At 38.9% G+C, this 15,628-nt stretch carries 16 protein-coding genes; 15 read left to right on the top strand and 1 reads right to left on the bottom strand.

All coding sequences use genetic code 11. From position 1 onward, the window contains the following. The 13 genes from RYM16_RS02985 to RYM16_RS03045 all read left to right on the top strand — a co-directional run. Window positions 1–481 (top strand): glutamate ligase domain-containing protein (locus RYM16_RS02985; RefSeq protein ID WP_314982219.1); only part of this gene is annotated, 481 nt, incomplete at its 5' end. A 1-nt stretch (window position 482) separates the two neighbouring features. Then, a complete protein-coding gene (gene murF, locus RYM16_RS02990) occupies window positions 483–1,841 on the top strand; it encodes a UDP-N-acetylmuramoyl-tripeptide--D-alanyl-D-alanine ligase (protein ID WP_274204877.1) in 1,359 nt (452 codons plus the stop codon). Between the two features lie 58 nt (window positions 1,842–1,899). Further along, the gene (gene mraY / locus RYM16_RS02995; RefSeq protein ID WP_105082089.1) at window positions 1,900–2,886 is read left to right on the top strand and encodes a phospho-N-acetylmuramoyl-pentapeptide-transferase; all 987 of its coding nucleotides are present in this window, start codon (window positions 1,900–1,902) and stop codon (window positions 2,884–2,886) included. Between the two features lie 83 nt (window positions 2,887–2,969). Then, entirely contained in the window at window positions 2,970–4,340 is a 1,371-nt protein-coding gene (gene murD, locus RYM16_RS03000) for a UDP-N-acetylmuramoyl-L-alanine--D-glutamate ligase (protein WP_314982221.1), read from the top strand. Beyond that, window positions 4,340–5,449 carry an undecaprenyldiphospho-muramoylpentapeptide beta-N-acetylglucosaminyltransferase gene (gene murG / locus RYM16_RS03005; protein ID WP_314982224.1) on the top strand — a complete coding sequence of 370 codons (1,110 nt, stop codon included), beginning with the start codon at window positions 4,340–4,342 and terminating at the stop codon, window positions 5,447–5,449. Before murD ends, murG begins: the two co-directional genes overlap by 1 nt. Window positions 5,450–5,463: 14 nt before the next feature. Further along, window positions 5,464–6,846 (top strand): UDP-N-acetylmuramate--L-alanine ligase, encoded by a 1,383-nt coding sequence (murC, locus tag RYM16_RS03010; protein WP_314982226.1) that lies wholly within the window; start codon window positions 5,464–5,466, stop codon window positions 6,844–6,846. Further along, the gene (locus RYM16_RS03015) at window positions 6,843–7,775 is read left to right on the top strand and encodes a D-alanine--D-alanine ligase (protein ID WP_009351744.1); all 933 of its coding nucleotides are present in this window, start codon (window positions 6,843–6,845) and stop codon (window positions 7,773–7,775) included. Before murC ends, RYM16_RS03015 begins: the two co-directional genes overlap by 4 nt. A 28-nt stretch (window positions 7,776–7,803) precedes the next feature. Next, window positions 7,804–8,685 (top strand): cell division protein FtsQ/DivIB, encoded by an 882-nt coding sequence (locus RYM16_RS03020; protein WP_105098332.1) that lies wholly within the window; start codon window positions 7,804–7,806, stop codon window positions 8,683–8,685. Beyond that, on the top strand, window positions 8,686–9,381 hold the full coding sequence (locus RYM16_RS03025; RefSeq protein ID WP_314982228.1) for a DUF881 domain-containing protein: 696 nt from the start codon (window positions 8,686–8,688) through the stop codon (window positions 9,379–9,381). Next, window positions 9,378–9,722 carry a small basic family protein gene (locus RYM16_RS03030; protein WP_314982230.1) on the top strand — a complete coding sequence of 115 codons (345 nt, stop codon included), beginning with the start codon at window positions 9,378–9,380 and terminating at the stop codon, window positions 9,720–9,722. The genes RYM16_RS03025 and RYM16_RS03030 overlap by 4 nt, the downstream gene beginning before the upstream one ends. A gap of 138 nt (window positions 9,723–9,860) precedes the next feature. Continuing rightward, a complete protein-coding gene (gene ftsZ / locus RYM16_RS03035; RefSeq protein ID WP_314982232.1) occupies window positions 9,861–10,901 on the top strand; it encodes a cell division protein FtsZ in 1,041 nt (346 codons plus the stop codon). Window positions 10,902–10,981: 80 nt separating this feature from the next. Beyond that, window positions 10,982–11,551, top strand: a complete 570-nt coding sequence (locus tag RYM16_RS03040) for an outer membrane beta-barrel protein (RefSeq protein WP_314982234.1) — start codon at window positions 10,982–10,984, stop codon at window positions 11,549–11,551. 253 nt (window positions 11,552–11,804) lie between these two features. Continuing rightward, on the top strand, window positions 11,805–13,052 hold the full coding sequence (locus tag RYM16_RS03045) for an aminotransferase class I/II-fold pyridoxal phosphate-dependent enzyme (protein WP_314982236.1): 1,248 nt from the start codon (window positions 11,805–11,807) through the stop codon (window positions 13,050–13,052). A 62-nt stretch (window positions 13,053–13,114) separates the two neighbouring features. Here RYM16_RS03045 and RYM16_RS03050 read toward each other — a convergent pair whose 3' ends face one another. Continuing rightward, a complete protein-coding gene (locus RYM16_RS03050) occupies window positions 13,115–13,384 on the bottom strand; it encodes a DUF896 domain-containing protein (protein ID WP_314982237.1) in 270 nt (89 codons plus the stop codon). A 123-nt stretch (window positions 13,385–13,507) separates the two neighbouring features. On the opposite strand from RYM16_RS03050, the gene nth reads away from it, so the two are divergent. Together nth and RYM16_RS03060 are read left to right on the top strand one after the other, a co-directional pair. Beyond that, the gene (gene nth, locus RYM16_RS03055) at window positions 13,508–14,143 is read left to right on the top strand and encodes an endonuclease III (RefSeq protein WP_314982239.1); all 636 of its coding nucleotides are present in this window, start codon (window positions 13,508–13,510) and stop codon (window positions 14,141–14,143) included. Window position 14,144: 1 nt separating this feature from the next. Continuing rightward, window positions 14,145–15,584, top strand: coding sequence for a hypothetical protein (locus RYM16_RS03060; protein ID WP_314982241.1), 1,440 nt, complete (start codon window positions 14,145–14,147; stop codon window positions 15,582–15,584). Window positions 15,585–15,628: the final 44 nt, after the last annotated feature.

Raw genomic sequence — 15,628 nt, forward strand, 5'->3', positions numbered from 1 at the left:
ACCTGGTCGCTTTGAGCTAATCGAAGAAGGTCAACCATTTGCAGTTGTTGTAGACTATGCACATACACCGGATGGTTTAGAAAATATTTTACAAACTGCAAAGGCTATTCAAGAAAATCGCATTATCGTAGTCTTTGGCTGTGGTGGTGACCGAGACGCTACTAAACGTCCTATTATGGGCCGCATTGCTGCACAATATGGTGATGTTGTGTATGTAACGTCTGACAATCCACGTACAGAGGATCCTGTACAAATTGTAAAAGATGTTGAAGCAGGCGTTAAAGAAGGCCTTCATGAAGGCTCTCATTATGAAGTTATTGTTGATCGTCGGGAAGCGATTCAACATGCAATACAAAATGCAAAACCTGGGGATATTGTACTGATTGCAGGTAAGGGGCATGAGGATTACCAAATCTTAAAGGATAAAACGATTCATTTCGATGATCGTGAAGAGGCGCGAGCAGCCCTCAAGGAGATCTAATATGGCAGAATTTACATTGTCTCAAGTGGTTGAAGCCACTGCGGGGACGAGTGCACATACCGACAATATTAAGTTTTTAGATGTGTCTACTGATACAAGAACCATTGAATCAGGATTTTTATTTGTAGCCTTAAAAGGCGATACCTTTGACGGTCATGATTTTATCAATACGGCCATTGAAAAGGGTGCTACAGGTGCTATTGTAGAAACAGGTCGTGCCGTAGAAGGTATTGTTTGTATTGAGGTAGAAAATACCTTGGTAGCATACCAAAACTTGGCACGTTACCATCGTCGCCGTTTTGATATTCCTGTAGTAGCTATTACTGGTTCCTCTGGTAAAACTACGACAAAGGAAATGGTAGCAGCTGTACTAGGTACAGAATTTAACGTATTAAAAACAGAGAAAAACTTTAATAATGAAATTGGCTTGCCAAAAACATTGTTGCGTTTAACTGCAGAACATGAAGCTTGTGTAGTAGAAATGGGGATGCGTGGTCTTGGTCAAATTGAAGAACTCGCATTAATCGCTGAACCAACTATGGGTATTATTACGAATGTTGGCACGAGCCATATCGAGCTATTGGGCTCTCGTGAAGCCATTGCAGAAGCAAAAGGTGAGTTAATTCGTTGTTTGCCAGAAAATAGTGTGGCGATTCTCAATGAAGATGATCCATATGTTAAGGCTATGGATAGCCTGGCTAAAGGTAAGACTATTACGTATGGTATAGAACGTAATGCTACATGTATTGGCAGTCATTTGCGTTATAAAAAGGACGGTATCAAGTTTACTTGCAAATGTTATGACGAAGTCTTCGATATTTTCTTGCCTATGATTGGTGAACACAATGTATATGATGCATTGGCAGCCATCGTAGCAGGCCGTGTGTTGGGGATTAAATCCAATACAATTCGTAAAGGCTTAAGCGAGTTTACAGGCACTCCTATGCGCCAAGAAATCGTACCATTTGAAGATATCGTTATCTTGAATGACGCATATAATGCAAATCCTTCCTCTATGGCTGAAGCAATTAAAGCTTTGGGGCAATTAGAAGGAAAACGTAAGATTGCCATGCTTGGAGATATGCTTGAACTTGGCGATTTCTCTGAGGACGCACATCGTGAAATAGGTCAATTATTGGCTGAAGAGGGTTATAGTGTAGTATTCACCTTCGGTGATGCAGCTGCTTTTATAGCTAAAGAAGCAAAAAAAGCAGGCTTAACTACATTCCGTTGTAATAGCCATTTAGAAATGGCCAATGCCTATAGCGATATTCGTGAAAAAGGGGATGTTATCCTTGTAAAAGGTTCCCGTGGTTTGCGAATGGAGCGCGTTGTTGAAGAATTAAAAGATCGAGAATAAAAGATAACGGCTAGTTGTATCTAGCCGTCATCTGTTTATTAATAAGTAGAGGATTCATATGATATATCATATTCTGTTAGCCTTTGTAGTGACCTTTATCATTACAGTCGTGCTTGGTAAAATCGGTATTCCTATGTTGCGTTCTTTGCACGCACAACAAAGTATTCGTGAAGAAGGTCCTGAAAGCCATCAAGCAAAAGCTGGTACACCGACAATGGGTGGTGCTTTCATGATGATTGCTTTAGTTCTTGGTGTCGCTATTTTTGCACCTTGGAATGTAGGCACAGGGATGTTATTATTCCTAACATTAGGTCATAGTTTATTAGGTTTCTTTGACGATTTTGTAAAAGCCGTTAAAAAACGTAATCTTGGTTTAACAGCTAAGCAAAAATTATTGGGCCAATTTATTTTGGCAGCTGTATTCTGTTACTGCATTACTGAAATTATGGTTGTTCCTACTACATTGTGGATTCCTGTAGCAGATGTACAACTTCAATTAGGTTGGGGTTATTATGTATTGGCGTTCTTAATTATCGTAGGTGCTACAAATGCTGTAAATCTTACCGATGGCCTTGATGGTCTTGCAAGCGGTACATCCGCAGTGGCGGCGATTGCCTTCTCCGTTATTGGTCTTATGGCTGCATCTATGACGAACTCTATTGGTGCTGAAAGCGTTGCTTACTTTGGTGCTATTGTGGCCGCTGTATGTCTTGGCTTCTTGGTATATAATGTAAATCCAGCTAAAGTATTCATGGGTGATACAGGCTCTTTGGCTTTAGGTGGTGCCTTTGCAGCCATGGCTATTTTAACTAAAACAGAATTGTTACTTGTAGTAATCGGTGGCATTTTTGTTATGGAAGCATTATCTGTTATTATCCAAGTTATTTCCTTTAAGACACGCGGTGTACGTGTATTTAAAATGAGCCCTATTCATCATCATTTCGAATTGTCTGGATGGGCAGAACAAACCGTAGTTAACCGCTTCTGGTTTGCTGGTGCTGTATTAGCCGTTATTGGTGTAGTATTAGCGACCATAACTTTATAAGATAATACTTAACGGAACCCGTAAATAATGGTATGCTTATAGGATAGGAATACATTATTTTGTAGATAATTTAGGTGATACAGATGGAATACGGAGATAAACATATACTTGTACTTGGTGCTGGTGCCAGCGGTATAGGCGCATCCTGGGTATTAGCCCAAGTGGGTGCTCATGTTGTGTTAAATGATTATAAGCCTGTAACGTTGCCTGCTACGGAGGAAGGACGTTTAGTTTCTGCTGGGGTAGAAATTATTACAGGTCGTCAAGATGAATCCTTGCTAGATGGCGTGGATCGCATTGTTATTTCTCCAGGTATTTCTTTAGATATTCCCATTGTAAAAGCAGCTCAAGCTCGCGGCATTGATGTGGTTAGCGAAGTAGAGTTAGCTTACGAAGTATCTAAATCACCTATCGTAGCCGTTACAGGTACAAATGGTAAGACTACGACTACAACCTTATTAACTAAAGTGCTAGAAGGTTCTGGGAAACCAGTTCGCGTTGGTGGGAACATTGGCGACTCTCTTAGTGAAGTGGCCTATTCGATGCCGGTAGGCGGTTTTTTAGTAGCCGAGCTATCTAGCTATCAATTAGAGACAATTAAGCATTTTAGACCTATTGGGGCTATTATGCTCAATATTACGCCAGATCATTTAGCGCGTCATAAGACGATGGAAAACTATATCGCAGCTAAGGAACGGATCTTTGAAAACCAATTGAAATCCGACTACTTAGTTCTCAACATTGATGATTCTGTAGTAGCTGATATGGAGAATCGTGCGCCTAGTCACATTCTACAAATTAGTCAAAAACAAACTGTCGAGAATGGAGCATATTATGCTAATGGTCAATGTTATGTAGTAAAGAACGGCGTAGCGACAGCTGTTATTGGCGATGAAGATATTCATATTCCAGGTAGTCACAATATCGAAAATATCTTAACGGTTATTGCTTTAACCTATGCATTAGGTGTACCTATAGTGGAAATCCATCGCATTATTAGCGAATTTCACGGTGTAGAACATCGGTTGGAACGGGTTAAAACAATCGATGGGATTACATTCTATAATGACTCTAAGGCGACCAATGTTGATTCTGTAGTTAAAGCTTTGGAATCTTTTGATAAACCAGTTATTCTGCTGGCTGGTGGTCATGATAAAATGACACCTTTAGAAGAGTTTATGCAGCTTGTTAAAGAAAATACAAAAGCTGTCATTTTCATGGGGGAAGCAGCAGAACGATTTGAAGCGGCTGCAATAGAGGCTGGTGTAGAACCTATTTACCGCGCTTTATCTATGAAAGACGCTGTAGAACAAGGTTATAAATTAGCTGAGTCTGGTGATATTGTATTATTATCTCCAGCTTGTGCAAGCTTTGACTGGTACAGTTGTTTCGAAGAACGCGGTGACGACTTTAAAGCTTGTGTTCAGATGTTGCAAGAAGGGGGACACCATTAATGAAAAAAATCATTATTTCTGGTGGTGGCACTGGTGGACATATATATCCAGCAATAACTATATATAAGGAAATCATGAAACAACACCCTGATGCAAAGGTTTTATATGTAGGGACAAAGCAAGGCTTAGAAGCTACATTAGTTCCTAAAGAGGGGATTGAGTTTACTACGATTCCCGTACAAGGTTTGCAACGTCAATTATCATTGGGTACATTAGTCACATTAGGTAAAACTGCGTTAGGCATAGTTAAAGCTAATGCCATTATTTGTAAATTTAGACCTGATGTGGTAATTGGTACGGGTGGTTATGTATGTGGGCCTATTCTCATGGCAGCTGCATTACATAACATTCCAACCTTAATTCAAGAGCAGAATGTCATTGCAGGCATTACTAATAAAATTTTGAGTCGTTTTGTTGATGTTGTAGCGATGGGCTATAAGGATGCAGCAGCATCTTTTTCTAAAGCAAAACGCGTAGTGTATACTGGTAATCCAGTTCGTCCTGAGGTGTTAGTTGACTCAAGAACAGCGGGGCGCAATTATTTCAATTTAAGTGATGATACTTTCACAGTCCTCATAGCGGGTGGTTCTCGGGGGGCGCGAACCATCAATAATGCCATGATTGATGTACATAAGCACTTCCAAGGTAAAGAAGGGATTAAATTAATCCATATTACAGGTAGTGGAGAGTATGAATCTGTACTATCTCAATTGGGTATTACCGATGGGGAAGGCTTGGGTCAATCATCTTTAATTTTGCCGTATTTACATGATATGCCGAAGGCTTTAGCTGCCGCTGATTTAGCGGTGTTTAGATCTGGTGCTATAGGTCTTGCTGAATTAGCAGTTCGTGGTATTCCATCTGTATTGGTGCCGTATCCATATGCAGCGGAAGACCATCAAACCTATAATGCGCGTATATTTGTGCAAGAAGGGGCGGCTCATATGATCGTTGATAAAATGTTGAGTGCTCACGACTTAATAGGTGAAATTGAGATGTTTATGGACAACCGTGATTTGTTGGCACAAATGGGAGAACGAGCATTGCAGTTGGGCAAACCAAATGCAGCTCATGATATTGCAAAACTTGCATTATCTATTGCAAAGTAACAAGGAGAGCTTTTATGTTAGATGGTATTCACAAGATTCACCTCATTGGTATCGGTGGATCTGGCATGCGTGCTATAGCGAATATTTTAATTCAAAAAGGTTATGACGTATCTGGTTCAGATGTAGCTGAATCTGCAGTTATTTCTAAGTTTAGAGAAATGGGTGCTACGGTTCATATTGGTCATAATAAAGAATATGTAAATGGTGTAGATGCAGTAGTTCGTTCTACAGCGATTCGTGAGGATAATCCTGAAATCGTCGCTGCGAAAGAACAAGGAATTACCATTTTGCATCGCTCTGATATTGTAAAAGCAGTGCTTGATGTAACGGATGGCATCGCAGTAGCAGGGGCACACGGTAAGACTTCTACTACATCTATGATTGGCCAAATCTTAGTAGAAGCCGATGCAGATCCCACGGTAATTATCGGTGGTGAAGTAGATTACCTTAAAGGCAGCAGCTGTCTTGGTAAAGGCCACTTCTCCGTTGTAGAGGCGGATGAAAGTGACGGGTCTTTCTTGAAGTTGCGTCCACATACTATCGTTATTACTAATATTGAAGATGATCATATGGATCACTACAAAACGATGGATAATTTGCTTAATGCATTCTGTGAGTTTGTAGAAACACTTCCAGAAAATGGCAAGGCCATCGTATGTGGTGATAATGAAAGTATTCGCTATGTTATGAATCGCGTAAAACGCAACTTTATTACTTATGGCTTAGATGATAGTAATGATTATGTAGCTAAAAATATTCACTATGTAGATTCTACGTTGGTATACGATGTATATCATAAAGGTGTTAATATTGATCGCGTTCGTTTGCGTGTACCTGGTGACCACAACGTATTGAATTCTTTAGCGGCATTTATTGTGGCTCATGATTGTTGTGGCGTAGAAGCACGTGTTATTACCAAAGGCTTAGGCAAATTTATAGGCGCAAAACGCCGTTTTGAAACGAAAGGTCATGTAGCTGGCGTGTGGGTTGTAGATGATTATGCTCATCATCCTACAGAAATTAAAGCTACTTTGAAAGCAGCAAAAGAACTTGAGAAACATCGTGTCATCTGTGTATTCCAACCACATCGATTCTCACGGACAAGTTTGTTGAAGGATGAGTTTGCTACTGCTTTCACAAGCGCTGACGAAGTGTACATGACAGACATTTATAGTTCTGGTGAAGATCCGATCCCTGGTATTGATGGGACTACGATTCCAAATGCCATCAAAAAGGCTACCGGTCAAGACGTAAATTATGTACCATCTGTTGATGATTTACCTGAAGTATTGGCAAAAGTAGTAAGACCAAATGACTTGGTTATTACAATGGGCGCTGGTTCTATCAATCAATATGGCCCAAAATTATTAGCGATATTGGAGGAAGGCTTACAATGAAAGATAAACAAATAATCGTATTGATGGGTGGTCCTTCCGAAGAAGCTGAAGTATCTCGTCGCACAGGCGCTGCTATTGCAGAAGCACTTGTGAGCAAAGGGTATAAGGCTCAAACATTAGAACTTAATCCTCGTACAGTATTGAAAGATATCGATTCCTTAGGCGGTGAAGTCGTATTTAATGCTATTCATGGTCGCTATGGTGAAGATGGTGCTTTGCAAGGCCTTTTAGAAATGGCAGAAATCCCATATACTGGCTCCGGCATCATGGCTCATGCTGTGGGCATGAATAAAAAAGTAAGTAAAGACGTATTTAAAGGCGCTAATATTCCAACTGCAAGATCTGAATCCTATAATGGTAATCTTGAATCTGCCGAGGCAATTATCGATCATATTCGTAAAGAATTTACTATTCCTGTAGTTGTTAAGTCTGCTACGCAAGGCTCCAGCATTGGCGTTACAATCGTTCGTGAGGAATCACAATTAGAAGCAGCAGTAACAGAGGCTCTTAAATATGATCCAATTCTCGTAGTAGAACAATTCCTTGATGGTCGCGAGTTTACGGTGGCTGTTTTGGATGGTAAAGCATTGTCAGTCATTGAAATTCGTCCACATTCTGGCGAATATGACTACAAGAGCAAATACACTGTAGGTGCTACAGAATACTTGGTACCAGCACCTATTAGCGACGAAATGACTGCTGAAATGCAACGCATTGGGGAACTTGTGTATCGCGAGGTGCAAGGCAGTGGGGTTATTCGTGTAGATATTATGACAGATCATGCAGATAAAATGTATGTTCTTGAGTACAATACCGTTCCTGGTATGACGGCAACGTCTTTAGTACCAAAAGCAGCTAATGAAATGGGAATTGATTTCCCTACATTATGTGAAAAAATTCTATTAACAGCTAGTATAGGGAAATTTTAAAGGCTAAATAGAACAGAAGGAGTTATCTATGGATGATAAGCAAAACCATCCATCCAACTCTGGGGAGATGCAGTCTTCTACACCTGTTCGAGACGAACGGGCTGTATTTAGAAAACGAGTGTTAAAAATCGGTGGTGCAGTTACTCTCGTGTTGGTGGGGTTGTTTACACTACCTATTCCTTTTGGATCCTTAAAGATTACGGGTTCGGATAAGGTAACTGTACAAGATGTAATGGTGGCAGGTGATATACATGAACCTGTCAATATTTTGCAAATTAGTACAGAAAAATTAAAATCTAGATTGGCAAAGGATTTGCGGGTTGAAGAGGCCCAAATACGATATCAATTGCCACTGACTATGGAGGTTCACATTGTAGAACGTAAGGCCGTTGCTGTAGTACCGGCCCAGTTCGGATACTTAACTATTGATAGTAAAGGTCAAGTTATCGCATCAGAACCAGCTATACAAGATACATCTGTACCAATGATTTCTGGTGTGAAAGCTGGAAATATTTTATTAGGCGATACAGTTGTAGATAAGCCGATTCTAGCGGCTCTTGAGTATTTGAATTCTCTTGATGAAAATACGTTCAAGAATATTGCAGAGGTCAATATTGGTGATCCTGATGCGATTATGGCTTATACTGTATCTGGTGTACAGATTCGCTTAGGTGATGGTAAAGACTTACCTAAAAAGGCAGAGCTAACACAGTCGATGTTACAAGATATTAAGAAAACTCATGGTAATGTGCAATATATAGATGTTAATATTTCATCACCGTACATTAAGACTGATGTAATTCCTGAAGGAAAGAAACATCAAAATGGGGCACCGACTACGGAAACTTCATCTACTAAGAAAGATGATACAAAACAAGATAAACAAGGTCATGTTGAAGATAAAAGGTAGATGATTGTCGTGAGACACGAACGGTGGGCAATAGCCTTAGTCAGTTGTATATTAGGGTTCATGGTTGTAACTCAATATAAGATGACACAAGATAATATAGAAGAAAACATTCGCTTGCAACGGGCTGGTGATTTAGCCGTTCAACTACGTGAAGCCCAAAGCGAGCGGGATGCTTTATTGAAGCAAATAGAAACGCTTAAACAAAATGGTACTACTACAGACGTTAAAGTTGATGAACAGCTCATGATGAGAGCGGCCTTAACAAATGTTAAAGGTTCTGGAGTTAGCGTGTTGATTGAAGATAGTTTAAAACCAATTCAAAGTGGTGAAAATCCTAACTTGTATGTAATTCATGACGAAGATATTTTGCGTATCGTTAATGAGTTACGCGCTGGTGGGGCTGAGGCGATAGCTATCAATGATCAACGGTTGATTGGTACATCAGAAATACGTTGTTCCGGTCCTACTATTACAGTTAATGGGAAAGTCTTTGGAGCTCCCTTCGTTGTAAAAGCTATTGGTGATCCTAAAACGTTAAACTCTGCGCTTACTATGCGTGGTGGCGTAGTAGATTCGCTTAAACATTGGGGAATTAAAGTAACTATCAAGGAAGAGCATGAGATAGCTATTCCAGCTTTCACAGGAACCTTCCGAGAAGAACATATGAAGCCTAATGAGTTAGGAGGTAAAGAATGAATATTTATATCTTTGCCATCGCTGGGCTCATTGTAGGGGCTACATTAGGTTGGATAGCACCAATTCATATTCCTATCAGTTATGCGAACTATACATCTGTAGCGGTTCTGGCAGCGTTGGATGCAGTGTTTGGCGGTAGTCGAGCTGCATTGGAACGGATTTTTGATCTTAGTAATTTTGTGATTGGGTTCTTTTCAAATGTAGTTTTAGCTGTTATTCTTGTATATGTAGGCGACCTAATTGGTATTAATCTATATTATGTAGCTCTCATTGGGTTTGGGTTGCGAGTATTTATTAATGTAGGTGCTATACGCAAGATTATTATGACTAAGCGGTTCTAATAAATCACATTCTATATAGTGGAAAGTTTTTAAATTTTAGTGTAAAATAAATGTAATTGTTATAAGATAGTCAGTATATAAATCGATACATTGGGACGTATATTGATACGATAAATAACGATAAGAGGAGGAAGTTCAATGTCTGATTTTGCAAATATTAAAGTTATCGGTGTTGGTGGCGGTGGTAATAACGCTGTTAATCGCATGGTAGATAACCAAATTAAAGGTGTTCAATTCTTAGCAGTTAATACGGAAAACCAAGTGCTTGAATTGTCTAAAGCAGATGTAACAATTCAAATTGGTGAAAAAGTAACTAAAGGTCTTGGTGCGGGTGCTAATCCACAAGTTGGTGAAGAAGCTGCTCAAGAAAGTCGCGAAGAAATCATCAAAGCTCTTGAAGGTGCTGATATGGTATTCGTAACTGCAGGTATGGGTGGTGGTACTGGTACTGGTGCTGCTCCAATCGTTGCAGAATGTGCTAAAGAAGTTGGTGCATTAACTGTAGGCGTAGTAACTAAACCTTTTGCGTTCGAAGGTAAACGCCGTCGTGCTGCAGCAGAAAAAGGTATTGAGTTCTTGACTCAAAAAGTTGATACAATTATCGTTATCCCTAATGACAAACTACTACAAGTTGTTGATAAAAAATGTACTATTACTGATGCATTCAGTAAAGCCGATGATGTTCTTCGCCAAGGTATCAAAGGTATTTCCGACTTGATTCAAATTCCTGGTTTGATTAACCTTGACTTTGCTGATGTTAAAACTATCATGACAGAACAAGGCGAAGCCTTGATGGGTATTGGTGTTGGCGAAGGTGAAAACCGCGCTGCTGATGCTGCAAAAATGGCTATTAATAGCCCATTGTTGGAAACTTCCATCGATGGTGCAAAAGGCATCTTGCTTAATATTTCTGGTAGCTCTGATTTGAGCATCTTTGAAGTTAATGAAGCAGCTGAAATTATTTCTGATGCAGCAGATCCTGATGCTAATATTATCTTTGGTTCTGTTATCGATGAAAGCTTGGGCGATAAAGTACAAATTACAGTTGTTGCAACTGGCTTCAATTCTAGTGCAAAAAGTGTGCCAGAATTCGGTAAAACAACGACTACATCTCGTCCAACATCCACTACAAATTCTAACAGTGGTATCCCTGATATCCCTGTATTCATGAAACGCTAATTTATAGAGTGTATAACTATAACATCTGTAAATAGTAACTTAGTAAGACATACTAGTAGGTATGTGTATAGGAGGTACAAATGAAGAAATTAGTATTATTAACTCTAGCAGCAACAGTTGTAGCAGGTAGCGCATTTGCTGCAGCACCTGTAACAAAAATTAGCGATGGTTCCACTAAGGTACAAGCTGATTATGCATTTAAACAACATGTATCCAAAGGTGGCGGTAATAGCAACGATGGTTTTGGTGTTTCTTTGCAACATGATCTTTCCGATAAAACGGCAGTACAATATTCTTACGATAAAGTAAATGCAAAAAATGGTGATATCAAAGATCATCAATTAGCATTAGTTTACAAAGTGCATCCAAACGTAAACGTTTATGGTGCAGGTACTGCAATTCGTACAAATGACACTGAATTGGGCTTCCAAGCTGGTGTTATCGGTCATGTACCTTTAACAGAAAAAGTAAACGGCTTTGCTAAAGCTGGTTGGGGCAACGATATTAAGCAAACTTACCAAGTAGGTGCTCAATACGAAGTACGTCCTGATATCGACTTAAACCTATATTATGGCTATGATAAATATAGCGTAGATAGTAACGATAAAACTGCAAAAGGTTTACACGCTGGTGTAGGCTACTCCTTCTAAGGAAATTGGGACCACTCTTATGAGTGGTCCTTTTTTTGTTATATATTTACTGTTTTTTGTATATTTTTTATTATAAGAGTTTTGTATAGGATATTTAGTATATTCTATACAAAGCTTGTTTAATGATTAAATTGCTTGTAATTAGTAAAATTTCTTATGTATACAATATATTTCATGAATACACGTTGTATAATTAAAGCAGTTTAGGTATTATAAATGTGTAATATTCATTTTAGATAGGATGGTGTAAGTTATGACAAGTGTTGCTGCAAAGCATGCAAAAGGGAAAAAATTAAAAGACGTGATCTTTGTTACTGCTGGACAAGCATTAGCTGATGCTAAAGAAAATGGTCGCGAGAACGTTATAAACGGTACTTTAGGTGCTATTCATGATGAAGATGGCAAATTAGTTTTCCTCAAAACCGTTAAAGAAGAATATTTGGGTCTTTCTGACACTGAACATATTGGCTATGCTCCAATTGCAGGTGTTCCAGAGTTTTTAGCAGCTGCTGAGAAAGAATGTTTTGGTAATTCTCGTCCAGAAGGTCACATCCGTAGCATCGCTACAGCTGGTGGCACTGGCGGTATCCATCACTTAATTCATAACTATACTGAGCCTGGTGATGAAGTGTTAACTGCTGACTGGTACTGGGGTGCTTATAAAGTAATTTGTAGCGACATTGGTCGTACACTTGTAACGTACTCTTTATTTGATGAGCAAAATAACTTTAATCATGAAGCATTCAAAAATCGTGTAAACGAATTAGCAGCAAGACAAACAAATGTAGTAATCCTGTTCAATACACCTGGTAATAACCCAACTGGTTACTCTATTGAAGACAAAGATTGGGACTCCATCCTTAATTTCTTGAAAGAACTTGTTGCGATTGGTCGTAATAATGTCATCATTGGTATTGATGTGGCGTATCTAGACTTCTCTGGTGATAGAGAGGAAGTACGTGGATTCTTTAGCAAATTTGGGCACTTGCCAAAAGCTATCCTTACATGTGTGTGCTATAGCTTGTCTAAAGGCTTTACTATGTACGGTCAACGTGTAGGTGCTATGATCGGTATTTCTGATGATGAAGAAATCGCTGATGAATTCTTAGAAATCAACAAAAATACTAGCCGTGCAACATGGTCTAATATTTGTCGTCCTGCAATGCGTACAATGGCAAATATTGTGGCAGATCCTGTTAAATTTAAAACCTATGAAGAGGAGCGTAATAGCTATTACCAATTGATTCGCGATCGTGCTGACATCTTCAAAGAAGAAGCCGCACAAGTAGGCCTTCCTATGTTGCCTTACCGCGGTGGTTTCTTCATTACAATTCCTACAGATTCTGCTAATGCTATCTGCGAAGAATTGAAGAAAGAACATGTTTATGTTATTGCTTTAGCTAAGGGTATTCGTGTGGCTGCCTGTGGTATTCCTAAATTCCAAATGACAGGACTAGCTGAAAAAATTTATAATGTTATGAAACGACTCGGCAAATTATAATAGATAATTAAAACTTATACAAAAAGCCACTTGATACTCGTATCAAGTGGCTTTTTCTTATATTAGTGAATATCTTTATGTTCTTTTATGTCTTTGTCAGCTTGTTTAGCCAAGTTTTCGAGCGCTTGTTTAGGAGCTGTTCGTTCACCTGTTTCAGGATCTACGAATTCAACACGGTCCAATGTATCTGTAATTTGGCCTCGAATAAAATTTAAGTAAATTTCATAAAGTTCTTTTTTTTCTACTAATTCCTCTGGTGTGAGTTGTTGCCCAGATTTTTTCTTTGCTGCTAGTTCATTTATACGTTTTAATGTATCGTTAATATTACTCATATTGACCTCCTGTATTCTATATTAGAATAACATGATTTATTATAACATAGAACTAAATGAATACGTATGGTAAGATATAAGTTGTACGCGTCTGTACTTTCACAAGTGAGAAAGGAGAGCTGTATGCGTGTAACAAAAGCAATAAAGGCAGAGCAGTTAAAATTATTACAAGAGCATTATTTTGATGCAAAACCTGCCCTTGAGTATACAAATGAATTTGAATTATTAGTAGCTGTTGTCTTGTCCGCTCAATGTACGGATGAACGGGTAAATATCGTTACGAAACGATTGTTTCCTGAATTAAATCATCCTGCTAAAATGCTTGAAATAGGGGTTACAAAACTAGAAACTCTTATTAAAGATTGCGGTCTTTATAAGTCCAAAGCAAAAAACTTAATTGCTACCTGCCAAATTTTGGTAGAACAATATCATGGCGAGGTACCTCCTGAGTTTGATCAACTCGTTGAATTACCAGGCGTAGGTCGTAAGACGGCAAATGTGGTTGTGTCAGTACTGTTTGGTACACCAGCCATTGCGGTAGATACTCATGTATTCCGCGTATCAAATCGATTAAAACTAGGTATTGCAAAGACCCCAGAAGAGATGGAACTAAAATTGCAAAAGGCCATTCCAAAAGAGGATTGGGCTGCTGCACATCACTGGTTAATTTACCATGGTCGTAAATTATGTAAGGCTCGTAAGCCTTTATGTGAAGACTGTTTCTTAAATCATCTATGTCCTTCTGCAGGAAAGGTTTAATATGAAAGCAAATAATGAAGAATTTATTACCCTTTGTGCCACTCATGGTATTGAAGGCATCGATATTGTAAATGAATTAATGCGTTTTAATGTATTAGATCAATTGATTTCTAGCAACGCTAGTTCCCGTGAGTGGGGTGTAACACCAGAGGAGCTATCTGGATTGGCAGAAAAATCTACTGTTGAATCCTTTGGTCCTGTACCATACGATTTAAATACGTTTCAAGCGTTATATGGACCATCCTTTAGGGTGGAACTCTTTGATTTTATCAGTGATACAGGTATCTTAGATGGCCTAGATGTAGGCACTATTTGGGAAACTCCTGTTCGTGAAAGCATTGAAGCCCATAGTAAAACGGGAGAGCTCGTTCTTTACGCTTATGTAGAAGAATATACTGGCATGGTAGAGGAAATTCTTCAATCTTATGAAGATAAAAAGGTTGTTCTCTACACGGCATCTCCAGTATGCTATAGTATCTTATCTCGTCTATATCCGATGGCTCAAATCATTAATCATTGGCCTCATCGCAGCTACTTTGACCATATCTTTACAGGTACGGTTGGCATGTTCCAATCTTCTGAAGATATTGTAGAGGAAGTGGCGAATGGTTTGCATAACTTGGTACCAGAAGGGACTGCACAATTGTTCTTACCTGCAACGATGGTACAAAATCAATTGGGCTTAAACAATATGGCCTTACAATTCTTCTTGAACCAAAAACGAGTGGAAGCCATCCGTGAGTGGACTCCATTAGGGGCTTACGAAATTGTATATGGTAAATATGAAGTTAAAAAGATGCGCGTTGGCCTTCGTGAACGTGTAGGGGATGAGTGGAAAGCGATTAATTATATTCCATTACCTCATGGTGTATTTGCTCAATTACCAGTATTTTCCGTATTAAATTATGGTTTATCCTTACGTTCTATCTTATTGCCAGGTGGTCAAACTGATGTGGCATTAGGTCAAGATGGCATTTACTGTATCGATAGTCGTGTATCTGAATTAGGTCGTAATGCTCTTGTTGAAAGCGGCGCTTACTTCCTTACTTTCAAACGTTATACAGATCATGTAGACGTAGATATTACAACAGAAGCACCTACAGATGATGTATACTGGATGTTCCCAGACGCAGAACTTGCTTATATGTGGTATGCGTACTTCTGCAGTACAATTGGTCAAACATTAATTCAAGAAATCTCTATGCTCGTGCAAACAGAAGAATCCTTCGGCTATATGCTTAGCAGTGTACGTCGTCGCGTATTAGATGTAAAAGACGAAGCCCAATTAATTGAATCTGTTCAAGCCGCAGATGAAGCGTATATTAACGCTGTCACAGCAGCAACAGAGAACTGGAAGGAAACAGTAGATACATTAGGAGCTCAAGTTATGCCTCCTACAACATCTATTGATATTGAAGATTATAGCGACTATAAAAACTAATTGTAAAACTTAAGCTTTTAGTTTAAAATATATCGTATCCTAAA

This window comes from uncultured Veillonella sp., from assembly GCF_963524655.1.
GTDB lineage: Bacteria > Bacillota > Negativicutes > Veillonellales > Veillonellaceae > Veillonella.

What these genes read in the sequence shown, in the direction of transcription:
- RYM16_RS03045 (WP_314982236.1), top strand. Translation starts at nt 11,805, where the DNA reads ATGACAAGTGTTGCTGCAAAGCATGCAAAAGGGAAAAAATTAAAAGAC.
- murD (WP_314982221.1), top strand. Translation starts at nt 2,970, where the DNA reads ATGGAATACGGAGATAAACATATACTTGTACTTGGTGCTGGTGCCAGC.
- murF (WP_274204877.1), top strand. Translation starts at nt 483, where the DNA reads ATGGCAGAATTTACATTGTCTCAAGTGGTTGAAGCCACTGCGGGGACG.
- RYM16_RS03060 (WP_314982241.1), top strand. Translation starts at nt 14,145, where the DNA reads ATGAAAGCAAATAATGAAGAATTTATTACCCTTTGTGCCACTCATGGT.
- RYM16_RS03030 (WP_314982230.1), top strand. Translation starts at nt 9,378, where the DNA reads ATGAATATTTATATCTTTGCCATCGCTGGGCTCATTGTAGGGGCTACA.
- murC (WP_314982226.1), top strand. Translation starts at nt 5,464, where the DNA reads ATGTTAGATGGTATTCACAAGATTCACCTCATTGGTATCGGTGGATCT.
- RYM16_RS03015 (WP_009351744.1), top strand. Translation starts at nt 6,843, where the DNA reads ATGAAAGATAAACAAATAATCGTATTGATGGGTGGTCCTTCCGAAGAA.
- RYM16_RS03050 (WP_314982237.1), bottom strand. Translation starts at nt 13,384, where the DNA reads ATGAGTAATATTAACGATACATTAAAACGTATAAATGAACTAGCAGCA.
- mraY (WP_105082089.1), top strand. Translation starts at nt 1,900, where the DNA reads ATGATATATCATATTCTGTTAGCCTTTGTAGTGACCTTTATCATTACA.
- murG (WP_314982224.1), top strand. Translation starts at nt 4,340, where the DNA reads ATGAAAAAAATCATTATTTCTGGTGGTGGCACTGGTGGACATATATAT.
- RYM16_RS03025 (WP_314982228.1), top strand. Translation starts at nt 8,686, where the DNA reads ATGATTGTCGTGAGACACGAACGGTGGGCAATAGCCTTAGTCAGTTGT.
- RYM16_RS03020 (WP_105098332.1), top strand. Translation starts at nt 7,804, where the DNA reads ATGGATGATAAGCAAAACCATCCATCCAACTCTGGGGAGATGCAGTCT.
- nth (WP_314982239.1), top strand. Translation starts at nt 13,508, where the DNA reads ATGCGTGTAACAAAAGCAATAAAGGCAGAGCAGTTAAAATTATTACAA.
- RYM16_RS03040 (WP_314982234.1), top strand. Translation starts at nt 10,982, where the DNA reads ATGAAGAAATTAGTATTATTAACTCTAGCAGCAACAGTTGTAGCAGGT.
- ftsZ (WP_314982232.1), top strand. Translation starts at nt 9,861, where the DNA reads ATGTCTGATTTTGCAAATATTAAAGTTATCGGTGTTGGTGGCGGTGGT.